The 16,498-nt window shown below is 70.5% G+C and carries 11 protein-coding genes; 5 read left to right on the forward strand and 6 right to left on the reverse strand.

Going from position 1 to position 16,498, the window contains the following annotated elements; all coding sequences use genetic code 11:
• The first annotated feature begins 390 nt into the window (after nucleotides 1-390).
• The 5 genes from MPTA5024_RS41570 to MPTA5024_RS33810 all read left to right on the forward strand — a co-directional run bounded on the left by MPTA5024_RS41570 (nucleotide 391) and on the right by MPTA5024_RS33810 (nucleotide 6,010).
• Entirely contained in the window at nucleotides 391-546 is a 156-nt protein-coding gene (locus tag MPTA5024_RS41570; RefSeq protein ID WP_157099867.1) for a hypothetical protein, read from the forward strand.
• A gap of 74 nt (nucleotides 547-620) precedes the next feature.
• The gene (locus MPTA5024_RS33795; RefSeq protein WP_051459039.1) at nucleotides 621-1,556 is read left to right on the forward strand and encodes an ABC transporter permease; all 936 of its coding nucleotides are present in this window, start codon (nucleotides 621-623) and stop codon (nucleotides 1,554-1,556) included.
• Complete coding sequence (locus MPTA5024_RS33800) at nucleotides 1,553-2,494, forward strand: carbohydrate ABC transporter permease (RefSeq protein ID WP_051459040.1); 942 nt, start codon at nucleotides 1,553-1,555, stop codon at nucleotides 2,492-2,494. The genes MPTA5024_RS33795 and MPTA5024_RS33800 overlap by 4 nt, the downstream gene beginning before the upstream one ends.
• Nucleotides 2,495-2,558: 64 nt before the next feature.
• Complete coding sequence (locus MPTA5024_RS33805; RefSeq protein WP_036331806.1) at nucleotides 2,559-4,223, forward strand: extracellular solute-binding protein; 1,665 nt, start codon at nucleotides 2,559-2,561, stop codon at nucleotides 4,221-4,223.
• Between the two features lie 74 nt (nucleotides 4,224-4,297).
• Complete coding sequence (locus MPTA5024_RS33810) at nucleotides 4,298-6,010, forward strand: right-handed parallel beta-helix repeat-containing protein (protein ID WP_051458983.1); 1,713 nt, start codon at nucleotides 4,298-4,300, stop codon at nucleotides 6,008-6,010.
• Here the strand turns inward: MPTA5024_RS33810 and MPTA5024_RS33815 are convergent.
• The 6 genes from MPTA5024_RS33815 to MPTA5024_RS33840 form a co-directional block, all read right to left on the reverse strand.
• The gene (locus MPTA5024_RS33815) at nucleotides 6,007-9,027 is read right to left on the reverse strand and encodes a glycoside hydrolase family 2 TIM barrel-domain containing protein (protein ID WP_442922110.1); all 3,021 of its coding nucleotides are present in this window, start codon (nucleotides 9,025-9,027) and stop codon (nucleotides 6,007-6,009) included. The two genes, MPTA5024_RS33810 and MPTA5024_RS33815, sit on opposite strands and share 4 nt — an antisense overlap.
• A gap of 35 nt (nucleotides 9,028-9,062) precedes the next feature.
• Entirely contained in the window at nucleotides 9,063-11,786 is a 2,724-nt protein-coding gene (locus MPTA5024_RS33820; RefSeq protein WP_036331807.1) for a glycosyl hydrolase-related protein, read from the reverse strand.
• A 50-nt stretch (nucleotides 11,787-11,836) separates the two neighbouring features.
• Nucleotides 11,837-12,694, reverse strand: a complete 858-nt coding sequence (locus tag MPTA5024_RS33825) for a carbohydrate ABC transporter permease (protein ID WP_036331814.1) — start codon at nucleotides 12,692-12,694, stop codon at nucleotides 11,837-11,839.
• On the reverse strand, nucleotides 12,691-13,638 hold the full coding sequence (locus MPTA5024_RS33830; RefSeq protein ID WP_036331815.1) for a carbohydrate ABC transporter permease: 948 nt from the start codon (nucleotides 13,636-13,638) through the stop codon (nucleotides 12,691-12,693). The genes MPTA5024_RS33825 and MPTA5024_RS33830 overlap by 4 nt, the downstream gene beginning before the upstream one ends.
• A 7-nt stretch (nucleotides 13,639-13,645) precedes the next feature.
• Nucleotides 13,646-14,986 carry an ABC transporter substrate-binding protein gene (locus MPTA5024_RS33835; protein WP_036331817.1) on the reverse strand — a complete coding sequence of 447 codons (1,341 nt, stop codon included), beginning with the start codon at nucleotides 14,984-14,986 and terminating at the stop codon, nucleotides 13,646-13,648.
• A 199-nt stretch (nucleotides 14,987-15,185) separates the two neighbouring features.
• Entirely contained in the window at nucleotides 15,186-16,427 is a 1,242-nt protein-coding gene (locus MPTA5024_RS33840; protein WP_036331818.1) for an ROK family transcriptional regulator, read from the reverse strand.
• Nucleotides 16,428-16,498: the final 71 nt, after the last annotated feature.

Raw genomic sequence — 16,498 nt, forward strand, 5'->3', positions numbered from 1 at the left:
ATGGGCCCGGGTCCGGATCTCCCTCCGGACCCGGGCCTTCGTCGTGAGTGGCGAAGCCGTACGGAGACGGTGGCGGGGCCGGGCGGCGGTCAGGTTCGGGGATCGGGGTCGAACGGCACGGGGGCATGAGGTCCTCGGTTCTGCGGAGCGCGGCCCATGGGTGCCGCTGAGCGTAGGACTCGTCCGAGACCAAATCAATACTTGACGAAGTTAAATATTGATCCTACGTTTCGCCTATGTTTCACGCCACGGCGCGGCCTCGCGGCCGTGGCACCGGCGGCCCCAGAGGCCTCAATCCGGCATCGGCCGGTCACATCGCAACAGGCATCACCAACCCCCTCGACCAGGAGGTGTGACTTGAGGTCACCGCTTTCGCTGACGGAGCCGCACGTGAGCCCGGCCCGTGCAGTACCGGACGGCTGCCACGTCGAGCGCACCCCGGGGCCGGGCGCGGTCACCCGGCGGGGAGCGGTTGCCGGGAACCACCGGGCGCCCGGCGTCGAAGGCGAGCCGGGCCTCACCGCCCGCGACCTGCGGGTGGGCTGATGGCGGTCACCACACGGCGTCCGGGCCCGCCGGCCGGCGCGGCCGAACCCGCCGGGTCCCCCCAGGATCGGAACGTGTTCGCGCGCTACTGGCACAGCCGCTGGACGGAGGCGCGGCGGTCCTGGCGGCTGTACTGGCAGCTCTACCTGCTGGTGATCCTGCCGGTCCTGTACTTCGTCGTGTTCAAGTACGTCCCGATCAGCAACGCCGTCATCGCGTTCAAGGACTACAACGTCATCAAGGGGCCCTGGGGCAGCGACTGGGTCGGGTTCAAGAACTTCGAGATGTTCTTCGCCAACCCGGTCTTCGGGACCCTGCTGAAGAACACCTTCATCCTGGCGTTCTACCTGGTCCTGGCGAGTTTCCCGATCCCGATCATCCTGGCGATCGCGCTGAACGAGATCCGCGACGGCTGGTTCAAGCGGTCCGTGCAGATGATCACTTACGCACCCTACTTCATCTCCACGGTCGTCGTCGTCTCGATGACGATCCTCATCCTGTCGCCGCGGATCGGGCTCGTGAACGACACGCTCGGCCTGTTCGGGATCCCGGCCGTCGACTTCCTCGGAGACCCGCACTACTTCCGCCACATCTACGTGTGGTCGGATGTCTGGCAGACGACGGGCTACTCGGCCGTCATCTACATGGCCGCGCTCGCGGGCATCGATCCGGCGCTGCACGAGGCCGCCAAGATCGACGGCGCCACCCGGCTGCAAAGGATCCGGCACGTCGACATTCCGGGGATCATGCCCACCGCCGTGATCATCCTCGTGCTCGGCGTGGGGAACATGATGGCGATCGGGTTCGAGAAGGCCTACCTGCTGCAGAACGACCTCAACCTGGCGCAGTCGGAGATCATCCCGACCTACGTCTACAAGACCGGCCTGATCAACGCGGACTTCAGCACGGCGACCGCCGTCGGCCTGTTCAACTCGGTGGTCAACCTCTGCCTGCTGCTTTTCGTCAACGTCGCCGCCAAGCGGGTCACCGGGAAGGGACTGTGGGGATGAGCGCGCTGACGTCGTCGGTGCTGTCGAGGCTGCGGCCGGACACCCCCGTGGTGAAGAGGGTCCGCGAGCCGTTCCGCGACCGCGTGTTCCTGATCGTCGTCACGATCATGCTGGTGGTGATCCTGGCGCTGGTGCTGCTGCCGTTGATCTACATCGTCGCCAGCTCGTTCAGCAGCGCGAGCGCCGTGTCGGCGGGCCGGGTGAGCTTCTGGCCGGTGGAGTTCTCCCTGCGGGCCTACAAGGAGGCTCTGAGCAACCCGCAGGTCCTCCGCGGGTACTACAACTCGCTGTTCTACGCCACGGCCGGCACGCTGATCAGCGTCACGCTGACCGTGGCCATCGCCTACCCGCTGTCGCGCAAGCGGTTCTTCGGGCGCAACGTGCTGATGACCGGCCTGATCTTCACGATGTTGTTCTCGGGCGGCCTGATCCCGACGTACATGGTGGTCCAGGACCTCGGCATGCTGAACACCCGCTGGGCGCTGCTGATCCCCAACGCCATCGGCGTCTGGCAGGTGATCATCGCGCGCACGTTCTTCGCCAACTCCATCCCCGAGGAACTGCACGAGGCGGCGATGCTCGACGGGGCGAGCGAACTGCGCTACCTCCGGTCGGTGGTGCTGCCGCTGTCGAAGCCGCTGCTGGCCGTCCTCACGCTGATGTACGTCATCTGGCAGTGGAACACCTACTTCGACGCCCTGGTCTACCTCAAGGACCCCGATCTCTATCCGCTGCAGATCGTGCTCAGGAACATGCTCGTCCTGAACACGCGCGGCGTCGGCGCCACGAACATGGCCCAGCAGATGGCCCAGCAGCAGCTCGCCAACGTCCTGAAGTACGCCCTCATCGTCGTCTCGAGCGTGCCCGTGCTGATCATCTATCCGTTCATCGCACGCCACTTCACCAAGGGCGTGATGGTCGGCGCCGTCAAGGGCTAGCAGCACCTCTCGATTGAAATCACCTCCGGAAACGGGCTCCACCAAGGAAAAGGGAACAGTGCACATGCGTTCCATCAAGAAAACGGTCGCCGTACTGACGAGCGCCACGACGCTGGCTGTGGCGGGATGCAGTTCCGGCTCCGGGGACGGCGACGGCGTCAAGCCCGAGTTCTCCGGCGGCAAGGTCGTCATCGACACGTTCGCGCCCGCCAACGCCGACCTGGATCTGGCCACGAACCCGGTCACGAAGCTGATGAGCGACAAGTTCAAGATCCAGTTCCGCTGGCAGACCACCACCTTCGACGCGGGCCCGGCCAAGGAGAAGAGGCAGATCGCGCTCGCCAGCGGCGACTACCCCGACCTGTTCCTGCTGATCCCCTGGGTTGACGGGTTCTCGCAGGCCGAGGTGCTGAAGCTGGGCAAGCAGGGCGTCGCGGTGCCGCTGGAGAACCTGATCAAGGAGAACGCGCCCAACATCCAGAAGGCGCTGGACTCCAACAAGACGCTCAAGGAGATGTCGACCGCGCCCGACGGGCACATCTACGCCCTGCCGCAGTGGTCGGACTGCTTCCACTGCACGTATCCGAACAAGCTCTGGATCAACACCGCCTGGTTGAAGAAGCTGCACCTGCAGATGCCGAAGACCACGGAGGAGCTGCGCACGGTCCTGCGGGCGTTCAAGACGAAGGACCCGAACGGCAACGGCAAGGCCGACGAGATCCCGATGACCGCCGACGTGCAGGACGGCCACCTGATCGACTACCTGATGGGCGCGTTCGCCTATCCGCCCGCCGGTGCGAACAACGGCGGGATCGGGCTGCTCACCCTCAACGGCGACAAGGTCACCACCCCGGTGGACAAGCCGGAGTGGCGCGAAGGCCTGAAGTACATCCACTCGCTGTTCCAGGAGGGGCTGATCGACCCGGCCTCGTTCACGCAGAACGCGGAGGCGCTGCAGGCGACCGGCAACAACCCCGACGCCGTCATGATCGGCTCGTCGCCGCTCCTGCACCCGGCCATCTTCGTGCAGCTGGGCTCCAAGGACGGCCGCGACAAGCAGTACGACGCCGCGCCGCCGCTGACCGGGCCGTCCGGTAAGAGCTACAGCGGCATGAACTACCCGAGCTCCAGCACCTTCACCTTCATGCTGACCAACAAGGCCAGCAAGGAGGCTCAGGTCGCGGCGATCAAGATGCTCGACTACATCTACACGACCGAGGGCACCGAGACCGCGGTCATGGGTCCGGAGGGCGTGGGCTGGACCAAGCCGGGGCCCGGCGACGTCGCGCTCGACACCGGCGTCCAGCCGCTCTACAAGCGCACGCCCGGCTCGCAGGCGCCCAAGAACCTCTCCTGGGACGCCATGGCGCAGTACAACCTGACGCTCGCCTACCGCAACGCCCAGGTGACGCCGGAGGACATCTACTCGGAGGACGGGTACGAGCGGCGGCTGTTCCAGGCGACGAAGCTGTACGAGGGCCACGAGGACAAGGCGCAGTTCTTCCCGACGGTCTCCGTCTGGATCGATCCGAGCGTCAGCTCCGAGATGGCGACGCTGAAGACGAACATCGACAGCTACGTCACCCAGGGTGAGCTGGCCTTCATCACGGGGTCGAAGAACATCGACACCGACTGGGACGCGTACGTCGGCGGCCTCGACGGCGTCGGCATGAAGCGGTACCTGGAGCTGAACCAGCAGGCCTACGACAAGTACAAGGCCGGGCAGTGACCCCGCGCCCAGCCGGCCGTCGTGGGGCGGAGCCGCCGCGTCCGGCCGGCTGGGCGTCACCGCGTCCGCCGGCAGTGCTCGACGTCACCGGCTTCGGGGCGGTCCCCGGCCGGCCCGACCTCGACGCCGCGCCCGCGGTCCGGGCGGCGCTGCGCGCGGCGGGCGCCGCCGCCGGCCCGGTGCTGCTCCGCTTCCCGCCCGGCGACTACCACCTGTGGCGGGACGGCGCGCAGCGCCGCGAGCTGTACGTCTCCAACACGGTGGGGGACGACCCGCGACACCGCGACAAGTCGATCGCGCTTCTCGTGGAGGCCGCGGACGACCTCGTCATCGCGGGGGAGGGCGCCCGTCTCGTCCTGCACGGGCGTCAGACGACCTTCGCCGTCGTCGACTCGCGGCGGGTACGCGTCGAGGGGCTGGAGTTCGACATGGCGGTGCCGACGGTCGTCGACGCCACCGTGGTGGCCGCAGGCGTCGCGGCGGGCCGGGCCTACCGGGTGATCCGGGTGCCCGCGGCCACGCTCTTCTCCGCCGAGGGCGCCTCGATCCGCTGGCAGGGGGAGGCGCTCGGCTCGGGCGCGATCGACTGGTCGGGGCGCGACGGCCTGGAGTACACCCAGATCCACGACCCCGCCGCCGGGCGGACGTGGCGCGGCCCCAACCCCCTCTTCGACCGCGTACGGTCGCTCGAGCGGGTGGGGGAGCGTGACATCCGGATCGACTACGAGCACGACGGCGAACCGGCCGACCTGGGGCTGGTCTACTCGATGCGGCCGACCACCCGCGACCACCCGGGCGGGCTCGTGCTCGACAGCTCCGAGGTGACGCTGTCGCGGCTGCGGTTCCGCTTCCTGCACGGATTCGGCGTGGTCGCGCAGACGAGCCGGGACGTCGCCGTCGAGGAGTGCGAGTTCCGGCCGCCGCCGGACAGCGGGCGGCACAGCGCCGGCTTCGCCGACTTCCTCCAGTTCTCCGGCTGCTCAGGACAGGTGGTGGTGCGCGACTGCCTCTTCGACGGCCCGCACGACGACCCGATCAACGTGCACGGCACGTACCTGCGGGTGACCGGTCAGCCGGACCGCCGCACGCTCGAACTCGAGTACCCGCACCGGGAGACGGCGGGGTTCCCCCAGTTCTCGCCGGGCGACGAGGTCGAGCTCGTCGACCGCGCCACGCTCCGGGCGGTCGGCTCCGCCACGGTGCGCAGCGCGCTGCAGCCGAGCGGCCGCGACCACGACGGGCCGCTGCGCACCCTCGTCGTCACCGTCGACGCCGAGCTCGCGGAGGGCCTCGCCGGCTGGACCGCGGTGGAGAACGTCACCCGGACGCCGAGCGTGCGGATCGCGGGCAACGTCTTCCGCAACGTGCCCACGCGCGGCGTCCTCGTGACCACGCGGCGCCCGGTGCTCATCGAGGACAACCGCTTCGAACGGACGGCGATGGCCGCGATCTACGTCTCCTGCGACGCCCAGGAGTGGTGGGAGTCCGGGCCGGTGCGCGACCTGACGATCCGCGGCAACGAGTTCCTCGACCCCGGCGGACCGGCGATCCTGCTCGATCCGGGGACCACCCGGTGCGACGAGGGCCGTCCGGTCCACCGCGGGGTGGTCGTGGCGGGCAACCGGTTCACGCTCGACGGCGTGCCCGCGCTCGACGCGCGGAGCACGCACGGCATCCGCCTCCGGGGCAACCGCATCGTGCGGCGCGGGCAGGACACACCCGACGTCGTCCTGCGGTCCTGCTCCGATGTGCGCATCGACCAGGACGACGCCGGGAGCGAGACCTAGCCCGCCGCGATGCGGAGCCTGATCGTGCGCGCCTCCGGGCGGAGCGAGAACTCCGGCCACACGTCCGGCCCGCAGGCCCGGGAGCCGAGCCCGTGCTGGGCCGCGTCGACGATGAGATGGCTCGTCGCCGAGTCCGGCAGCTCGTACGGGTGCCTCGCCTGGGCGATCTGCTGCGGCGTGTGGCGGCTGAGCGTGAAGCCGGGGCGACGGCCGCGCGTGTCCGGGATCGCCACGACGCGCAGCACCGCGGTGCCGGCACTCGTCAGCGTCAGCTCACGGAGCTGGGACCGGTGCCCGGTCTCCTGGGGGCGCGCGTACTCGGCCGAGAGGTCGCGGATCGCGGAGGAGAAGCGGCCGGTTCGCGCCGCGCGGAGGCTGTCGGGGTAGGACTCGAACGGGCCGAGGCCGAACCATTCGGCGCCGTCCACGGGAGCCGTGCCGTCGGGCAGCTCGAAGCGGATCCCGATCCGCGGCCACACCGTCCGCCAGCCGCGCGACGGCTCGATCTCCACCCGCAGCTCGAGTTCGCCGCCTTGCAGTGGTCCGCCTTGAAGTGAGCCGCCTTCCAGCGAGCCGCCCTCCAGCGACCAGACGGACTCCACGATCACCGACAGGGCGGAGTTCGCCGCGGAGACCTTGGAGACGGTCCGCAGGGCGTCCGGGGCCTGCTCCACCGACAGCAGCCGCGTGGTCAGCCGGTCGAGACCGTCGCGACGCCACAGGCCGGCGTTGGAGACCCCGGCCACACTGGCGTCGCTTCCCTCGACGTCCTCGGACGCGCCCTCGTCGTTGTCGGTCGGGGCGCGGAACAGCTCCAGCCGCGGGCCCGTCACGGCGCGGCCGGCGAGGCGCACGAGAGACCCCTCGGCGAACTCGGCGATGCCGAGGGTCGTCGTTCCGTCGCCCGGCCGCCACCCGGTTCTGTGCCGGACGGCGGGCACGGGACGGCGCGCGGAGCGGTCCAGCTGGGCCGTCGCGACCACATGGCCCTCCGGCGCCCAGGCCGTGGGCGCGGCCAGCACCGCGTCCACGGTGAGCCACGTCTCCGCGTCCGCCGCGATCGTGATCGGCGGGAGCGGCACCCGCGCCGACCCGCCCGCCGTGACGACGGGAACCTCCAGGTCACCGGAGTCCACCACCGTGCCGTCGTGCTCGACGCGCCAGCGGAAGCGCAGGTCGGAGGTGTCGGCCAAATGCCGCAGGTTCGCGATCGCGACGTCGCCGTCCTCGAACGCGAACCGGATCGGCTGCACGACCGCCTTGTACTCGTGGAGGCCGGGGGTCGGGACGTCGTCGCTCAACAGCATGCCGTCCATGACGAAGTTGCCGTCGTGGACGACCTCGCCGAAGTCGCCGCCGTACGCGAAGTAGGGCGTGCCGTCGGGGGTGGTCGTCAGGATGCCGTGATCGCGCCATTCCCACACGAAGCCGCCGTGCAGCCGCGGATGCCGGTGCACGAGCGCCTCGTACTGGTCGAGCGCCCCCGGCCCGTTGCCCATCGCGTGGGCGTACTCGCACAGCAGGAACGGCTTGGCGCGCTGCCGGGCCGCCTGGGCGGGAGTGCAGCCCGGCAGCGGGGAGCGCGAGCCGTCGGTGCCGATCTGCTCGGTCTCGGGCACCGACGCGTACATGCGGGAGTAGACGTCGGTGTAGTCGCCGGCGTGGTCGCCCTCGTAGTGCACGGGCCGTCCGGGGTCGCGCGCGCGGACCCAGGCCGACATCGCGGCGAGGTTGGCGCCGGTCCCCGCCTCGTTGCCGAGCGACCAGATGACGACGCTGGGATGGTTCTTGTCCCGTTCGACCGTGCGCCGGATCCGGTCGAGGTACGCGTCCCGCCACGCGGGGTCGTCGCTGGGATTGCCGGCCCAGTCGAGCTGGGCGAAGCCGTGGGTCTCGAGATCGCATTCGAGGACGACCCAGAACCCCAGCTCGTCGGCGAGGTCGAGCAGCCGCGGATGCGGCGGGTAGTGGCTGGTGCGGATCGCGTTCACGTTGAACCGCTTCATGCGGGCCAGATCCTCGCGGGCGTGCCGCTCGTCGAAGACGCGGCCGCGCTCGGGGTGGGTCTCGTGGCGGTTCATCCCGTGGAACACGACGCGGCGGCCGTTGACCAGGAACCGGTCGCCGCGGATCTCGACCGTGCGGAACCCCGCCCGCAGGGCGACGCTCTCCGCCACCGACGACACGGTGACGTCGTACAGACGGGGCCGCTCGGCCGACCAGGGCTCCACGCCGTCCACGTCGAACGGCGCCACGTCGTCCGGTGTCGCCCAGACCCGCTCGACGCCGAGCTCGGGCAGGCGCAGGGTGACGGGGAACGCCGCCGCGTCGGCGACGACCTCCGTCTCGACGCGTCCGCGCCCGTTGTCGAACCCGGTCCGCAGCCAGACGTCCTCGATGCCCCCGGCCGGCCGTGCGATCAGGGTGACGTCGCGGAAGACGCCGGGCAGCCACCACTGGTCCTGGTCCTCGACGTAGCCGGCCGCCGACCACTGGTGGACGCGCACGGCGACGACGTTGTCCCCCGGGCGTACGGACGATGTCACGTCGAACTCGTGGGCGAGCCGGCTGCCGGCGGCGCCGCCGATCTCGTCGTCGTTCACCCACACCCTGAAGAGCGACTCGACGCCGTCGAACCGCAGCACGACGCGCTCGGCTCCCGACCAGTCGACCGGCACGTCGAAGTGGCGGCGGTAGTCGCCGGTGGGGTTCTCGTCCGGCACGTGGGGCGGGTCGATCGGGAACGGGTACCGCACGTTCGTGTAGATCGGCCGTCCGTAGGCGCCGTCCCCCTGGAGCACCCAGTGGGAGGGCACCGGGATGAGGTCCCACCCGCTGTCGTCGAAGCCCTCGGCCGCGAAGTCCTCCGGCACCCGGGCCGTCGGCGACAGGCGGAACCGCCACTGCCCGTTCAGTGATCGAGCGGGGGCGTCGGAGCGCAGCCAGGAGCGCGCCGGCCGCAGCGCGCCGTGCCACGGCGCGGGGTCCGCGACATAGGGGGGAACGTGAGATGCCACGAGCGTCATCATCCCTTCCGTACGGATGCCGTCGTCTACCGGACCACGACCGTGCGGATCTCCCACGGGCCCAGCGCGAGTTCGAGCCCGTCCGCCACCGGCGTCGCGGACAGCGGCCGGCCGAGCAGGTCGACCGTGGTGGCCTCCGTGAACGCGCCGGTCACCCGTACGGTCGATCCCGTGTCGCTCATCGCCGCCACCCGCACCTCGATCCCGGCGCCGCGCTCGGCGTCGCCGACCCGGCGGATGCTCGAGACGAGGACGTCCGTGCCCTCGACCCGGAGCCCGGCCGCGTCCGGCGGGAGGTGACCTCCGGCCGGCGCGGTGCCGCGGGTGACCAGCACGTCGTTGCGGAAGACCTCGGCGAGGGCCACGGCGTTCGCGCCCCTCCAGCCGGCCGCCGAGGGCAGGATGGCGAAACGGCTCTCCACGCGCACGCCGAGGTCCTGCGCGCCCGGCGCGGGGATCTCGGCCGCCGCCGGCTCGTCGCGGAGGGGATGGATGTTGACGCTGATCGAGCCGATCGCCCGCAGCAGGGTGACCGCCAGTTCCGAGCCGTCGCCGACGAGTTCGTACTCGGTGGCGTGGTCGAGCAGCACGGTGGCGGCCCCGGCCGACACGAACGCGCTCGCCGGGAAGGTCGGGATCGGGTACTCGCCCCAGCCGCCCTCGGCCGTGAGCCCGCGCTCGGTGACGGCGAACTGCCCGGCGGACGCGGACACGGCGACCGGCTCGGGCAGCGGCACGTGGAAGCGCAGCCGGTGGTCGGCGGAGTGGTTCAGGAACGACGTGGAGACCCGGACGAAGGGCTCGCCCGCGCGCACCTCCACGAGCGTCTCCACCGGGGTCGTCACGGTCCGGCCGCTGCGCCGGTCGCGGTCGGAGGAGAGCGCGGCGGGCCATTCGTAGACGCGGGTGACGCGCGTCCGCGATCGCAGCGGGCCGTCCTCGAGGAGCTCGACGGAGACCTCCACGGGCTCCGACACCAAGACGTCCTGTCCCGGCGGAGCGTAGTTGTAACTGTCGCCGCGGTCGCCGCCGTCGACGAGCCGGCCGGCTCCGCGCAGCACGGTGCCGTCGGCGCCGGTCACGTCCAGGGTGCCGTCAGCGGCGATCTCGACCTGGACCAGTCCGTTGGTGAGCGTCCGGGCCGTCGCCGTCGCGGGCGTCGTCGAGAGGGCGGCGGCGCGGTCGCCCGGCGCGACCCGGACGCTCGCGAGCCCGGAGGCGGGGACGTCGACGGGCACCAGCGCGGTCGCGCGGGCCTCCTGGAGCGTCAGCACCCTCCACTCACCCGGATGCGCGGCGGCCGCGGCGGCTACCTCCCGGCGCAGGATCAGCAGGTCGAACGGTCCGCCGGACGGCACCTCGGCCAGGTGGAAGACGAGCGACCCCGGGGTCAGCTCGTAGTGGTCGATCAGGCGGCCGAAGAGCTCCCGGCGGTGGATGCGGCGCAGCACGCGTTCGAGCTGGGAGGCGTCCACGCGCTCGTCGCCGAGCACGGTGGGGGCCTGAGCGGTCGGCTGCACGGGACGCGCGGAGCCGTCGCCGGCGGTCGCCACCAGGACCGTTCCCTCGGGCGCGGCCGCGACGTCCACCTCGACCAGCGCCGTACGCGGGAACGGCAGCGGGTTGACGACCAGGTAGCCGTCGCTCGGCACCAGAGCTGCGGGCTCGGCGAGGGCCGCGTCCCGCACCGCCCGGGCCGCGTGCGTGGCCTCGGCGAGACGCGCCTCGACCTGGTCGGCGGTCTCGTCGGTGCCGGAGCCGACGACCGAGTCGTGCGCGCTCGACTCGATGATCTTGTGCCAGGCGAGCGAGAGGAACGGCGAGTCGTCGCGCCGTGACCACAGGGCGTTCACCCGCTCGGCGTGGTCGACGGTGCGCTCGGCCACGGCCATCCGCTGCTTGAGCCGGAGCCGCACGGAGAGCACGCCCGGGAGGATGTTGCCGCGCACGTGGCTGCGCAGCTCGCCCGTGACGACGGTGGAGACCTCGTCGCGCACGTGCTCGCGGATGTACTCGTCGAGCGTCGCGATGGTGATGGCGCGCCCCTCGCCGGCCGCGCGCCGCAGCCAGGTCGCGAGCCGCGGGTCGGGCGCGCTGTGGTCGGTGCCGGCCATCGCGAGCACCGGGTCGCCGCCCCACCGCTCGGCCGTCATCTCCGCGTACTCGCGCAGGGCCCGCCCGATCTGGTCGGGCACCAGCAGCACGTCGAGACCGTTGTCGTAGCCGTCGAAGAGGAACTCGGTGCGCACCTCGGATCCGTCGGGGGCGCGCCAGCGGAAGGCGTGACCGCCGACGGAGCCGGGAACGCCGCGCCACAGAGCCGCGTGCTCGAACCCGGCGCGCGCCAGGATCTGCGGCATCTGCGCGACGTGGCCGAACATGTCCGGCAGGTAGCCGATGGGCATCGAGCCGCCGAGGTCCGCCGCCGCCGCCCATCCCATCTGCAGGTTGCGCACGATGGTCTCGCCCGAGCAGAGGAACTCGTCCAGCAGGATGAGCCACGGCCCGATGGCGAGCCGGCCGCCGGCGACCAGGGCCGCCACCCGGTCGCGGTTCTCCGGCCGCATCTCCAGGTAGTCCTCGATCGCGGCCATCTGCCCGTCGACGGTGAACCGGAAGTCCGGATCCGCCTCGGCCGTCTCCAGCACGGTGTCGAGAGCGGTGACGAGCCGGTGCCGGAACACCTGGAACGGCTCATACCATTCCCGGTCCCAGTGGAAATGGGGCACGAAGACGGCGGAGTTCTGCATGAGGAGAGGGACCTTCTGCTGGTGGGAGACGGGGGAGCGGGGAGGCGGGGTCACTTGAGGGCGCCGGAGGCGAGCCCGGTGCGCCAGAACCGCTGGAGGAGGACGAACACGATGATCACGGGGACGATCGAGACCAGCGCGCCGGTGATCACGGATTCCTGGAGGAGGGAGACGCGGGCGGTCTGGCCGTTCCACTCGTAGAGGCCGAGCGTGATCGGGAAGAGCGACTCCTTCTGCAGCATCACCATCGGCAGGAAGAAGTTGTTCCAGATGCCCACGAACTGGAACAGGAAGATGGTCACCAGCGACGGCGTCAGCAGCTTGAACGCCACCGAGAAGAACGTGCGGAACTCCCCGGCGCCGTCCAGCCGGGCCGACTCGACGATCTCCCGGGGGACGGCGGCGACGGTGAAGATGCGGGCGAGGTAGACCCCGAACGGGCTCACGATGCTGGGCAGGAACACCGCGAGATAGGTGTTGACGATCCCGGTCGCGGAGAACAGGAGGAACAGCGGGAGCGCCAACGCGGTGGTGGGGACGAGGACGCCGCCGAGGATGACGTTGAACAGGAACTCGCGGCCCCGGAACGTGAACGTGGCGAGCGCGTAGCCGCACAGCGCGGAGATCAGCGTCCCGACGGCGGCGCCCAGCACCGCGTAGATCACGCTGTTCAGCGCCCACCGCCCGAAGACGCCGTCGCTGCGGGTGAACAGGGTGCCCAGGTTCTCGGCCAGGTCGAAGTGCGAGAACGCCAGCCCGAAGGTGGAGGCGAGGTCGCCCTGCGGTTTCGTCGCCGCGACGAGCAGGAAGTAGATCGGGAGCAGGAAGTACACCGCCAGGACGAGCATCAGGGCCGTGGCGGCCGTGCGGCTGACGCGGCTCTCCCGGATCGCGGTCTGGGTGCTCACAGTCCGGCCCTCTTCGCGGTCAGTCGCATGAACCCGAAGCTCAAGACGAAGGTGATGACGGCGATGACCACGGAGATCGCCGCCGCCTGCTGGTAGTTGTTCCCGGAGGCCACGGCGTACGCGAGCATGTTCGGCGTGAACGTGCTCGAGATGTTCGAGGAGATCTGGCGCAGCACGGCCGGCTCGGCGTAGAGCTGCAGGGTGCCGATGATCGAGAACACCGTGGTGAGGATGATCGAGGGGGCGATGATCGGGACCTTGATCCGCCACGCGATCGCCCAGTTGCTCGCGCCGTCGATCTTGGCGGCCTCGTAGAGCTCCTGCGGGATCGACTGCAGGGCCGAGAACATGATCAGCATGTTGTAGCCGGTCCAGAGCCAGGTGGAGACGTTCGCCGCCGACCACAGCACGGCGCCCGGGCCGAGGAAGTCGGCCTGGAGGCCGATGCCTTTCAGCACGTCGACCACGGGGCTGAGCTGCGGCGAGTAGAGGAACGACCACATGATCGCGGCGATGACGCCGGGCACGGCGTACGGCATGAACGCCGAGACGCGGAAGAACGCCTTCAGCTTCAGGAGGGGGGTGTCGAGCAGCAGCGCCATGGTCAGCGCGACGAACAGCATGACCGGCACCTGCACGATGCCGAACAGGGCGATGCGCCCGATGCTGGCCCAGAGCTCGCCGTTCTGGAACACCTGCGCGTACTGCGTGACACCGCCGAAGGCCGTGTACGACGTGCCGTACTGGCCGGCTGTGCGGCGCACGACGAGGAGGCTCTGCCAGACCGCGTAGGCGATCGGCACCAGGTAGAACAGCACGAACGGGAGGAAGAACGGGAGGAGGAACGCGACGATGGTGCTCGCCCGGGGGCCGCCGCCGTTGTGACGGCGGAGGTCCCCGGGCGCGGCCACCGCTTCGGTCGTGCCGGTCGCGATGTCGGTCATGCCGCGGTCAGTCGCCCGCCACGGCGGGGATCGCCTGATCGGCCATCGACTTCAGCGCCGTCGCCTGCGCGGACGAGAGCGCGTCGGTGAGCGTGCCGCCGCCCGCCGCCGCCTTCGCCATGGCGTCCTGAAGGGCCAGGTTCACGGTCTTCTGCGTGGGACCCCAGGTGAAGCTCGTGTCGATGTTCTTGGACGACTCGGCGAAGACGTCGAAGATCTTCTCGTTGTTGTAGTACGGGACGCCCTGCGAGAGCGCGGGGAGCGCGGAGCCCGCGAGGGCCGCCGGGTAGAGGCCGCCCAGCTTGTTCTCCAGCGCGAGGGCCTCCGGGTCGGTGTTCAGCCAGGAGTTGAACGCGACCGACTCGTACAGGTGCGTGTTGCCCTTCATGAACGCGACGGTGGACCCGCCCCAGTCTCCGGACGCGGCGCTCGAGCCCCAGGTCGGCATCGGGACGATCGTCCACTTCCCGGCCTGGTCGGGCAGGTTGTCGCGGAACATGCTGTAGCCCCAGGCGGCGCCGACATAGGTGGCGATCTGGTTCTTCTGGTACGCGGCGTACATCGGGGTCGAGCCGTTGGCGAGGTCGGTGCGGACGAGCTTGGCGTCGATCAGCTTCTGCCAGTAGCCGGCGACCTGCTTGCTGTGGTCGGACTCGACGGTGACGTGCCACTTGTCACCCGCGTACGCGTACATCGTGGCGCTGTTCTGCCACAGCAGCCCGTTGAACCACTCGGCGTTGTTCGGGTCGAAGAACGTGATGCTCAGGTTCGGATCCGCGTCGTGCAGCTTCTGCGCGTCCGCCGCGTACTCGTCCCAGGTCTTCGGGATCTCCAGGCCGTGCTCCTTGAAGATGTCGCTGCGCACGAAGAGCGCCATCGGGCCGGTGTCCTGCGGGAACGCGAAGACGCCTGTGCCGCCGAAGCTGGTCTGCGACCAGGTCCACGGCACGAACTTCGACTTGGCCGCGGTGGCCGCCGAGCAGGCCGAGGCGTCCACGAAGGCGTCCTGGGTGCGCAGGTAGGGGAGCTCGTCGTAGCCGACCTGGGCGAGCTCCGGCGCTTTGCCCGCCTTGAGGGCGTTGCCGATGGTGCCGTACTGGTCGTTGGAGATGTTCTTGGTCTGGACCTGGATGTTCGGGTGCTTCTTGTTCCACAGGGCGACGACCTGGTCCATGCCCGGAACCGTGTTCCAGTACTGGAGGGTGACCGTGCCCTTCGCGGGCTCGCAGGAGGGTGCGGACGCGTCGCCCGACGGAGCGGGCGACGAGCACGCGGCGAGTCCGGCGAGGCCGGCTGCCGCGGCGACGACGGCACCCGCGATGCGGACGCGCGTGACCGTGGTGCTCATAAGTTCCTTCCAGAAAGCGACGGGCGACGGACGCCGGACGGGTCGGCGACGACACCTCGGGCAGGGGGGTTCGAGATGTCCGCTGGTCGGAGGGCATGACGCGCCGTTGCCGGGTCACCCGCAAGGGCGCCATGGCGGGTTAGCAAATCATGTTTTCAAATTCGCCGTCAACGGTTTGTGCGGACAAAGTTCGACATGATCACTCAGCCGCGAGCAGCAGGGCGGACGGCCGGGGGGAGAAGGTGTTGTCCAGCACGAGGGTCGCGGCGCCGACGGCGGCGACGTCGACGGGGATCGCGGACTGGGCGAACCGGACGGGGTGCGGCGAGATCAGCGCCGGGTCGCTCCGCACGGCCTCCGGCAGCGCGTCGAGGATCGCCGCCGAGACGCGCCCCCAGAACGGCCCCCCGAAGATGACCTCGTCGATGTCGAGCAGGTTCACGATCACCACGATCGCCCGGGCCAGGGACCGGGCGGCGCCGGTCAGGATCGCGCTCGCGCCGGGGTTCCCGGCAGCGGCGAGGGCCGCCAGCCGGGTGAACGCCTCGTCCACGTCCACCGTGTCGTCGAGGTTGCCGGCCTCGGCCGCCGAGAGCACGCCGTCGAGCACGGCGCGTTCGACGAGCGCCCGCGGGACCGTGATGTACCCGACGCAGCCGCGCCGGCCGCAGGTGCACACCGGGCCGTCCGGGTCGACCGTGACGTGCCCCGCGTCGCCCGCGTTGGAGCTGAGCCCGCGGACGACCTCGCCCGACACCGACAGGCCGGTGCCGAGACCGGTGCCGTAGTACATGAACGCGAAGTCGCGGCTGCTGCCGGGGCCCGCGAACCACAGCTCGGCGACGACCGCGGCCGTCGTGTCCTTCTCCAGCAGCACGGGCAGGCCGGTCGCCTCGGCGAGCGCGCGCCGCAGGGCCACCCCGTGCCAGCTGGGCATCATCGGCGGGTTCAGGAGCAGGCCCTCGTCGACGTTCACCGGGCCGGGCGACGCGATCCCGATGCCGAGGATGCGGGAGCTGTCCACGGTGGAACCCGCGATCAGCGCCCTGATCGCGTTCGCCATCTCGTCGATGACCGCGCTCGGGTCTCCCGCTGTCGGGGTGCCCGTGCGCGCGTGGTCCCGGACCGCGCCGGACAGGTCGACGAGCACGTAGGTCACCGACGCCGGGTCGATGTGGACCCCGATCGCGAAACCGCCGTCCGGGTTCAGCTTGACGACCGCCGCCGGCTTGCCGGGGCCGCTCGTGCGCGTGCCGTGCTCGTCGACGAGGCCGGCGTCGAGGAGGCGCCGGCAGACCTTCGTCACGGTCATCCCGCTCAGGGCGGTCAGCGCGGCGAGCTCGGATCGGGTGATCCCCTCGGGGCGGCGGCGGATGGCGTCGAGAACGACCGTCTGGTTGTACCCGCCGACGGCGGGAAGGTTCGTTCCCGTGCGATCCACGACCGACCTCCTCACGCGCTGCGACCGCTCGAAAGCCTAGACGATCGCGTTCACGCGATCGCCTGTGGATT

The sequence above is a fragment of the Microbispora sp. ATCC PTA-5024 genome (genome assembly GCF_000511135.2).
Taxonomy (GTDB): Bacteria; Actinomycetota; Actinomycetes; order Streptosporangiales; family Streptosporangiaceae; genus Microbispora; species Microbispora corallina.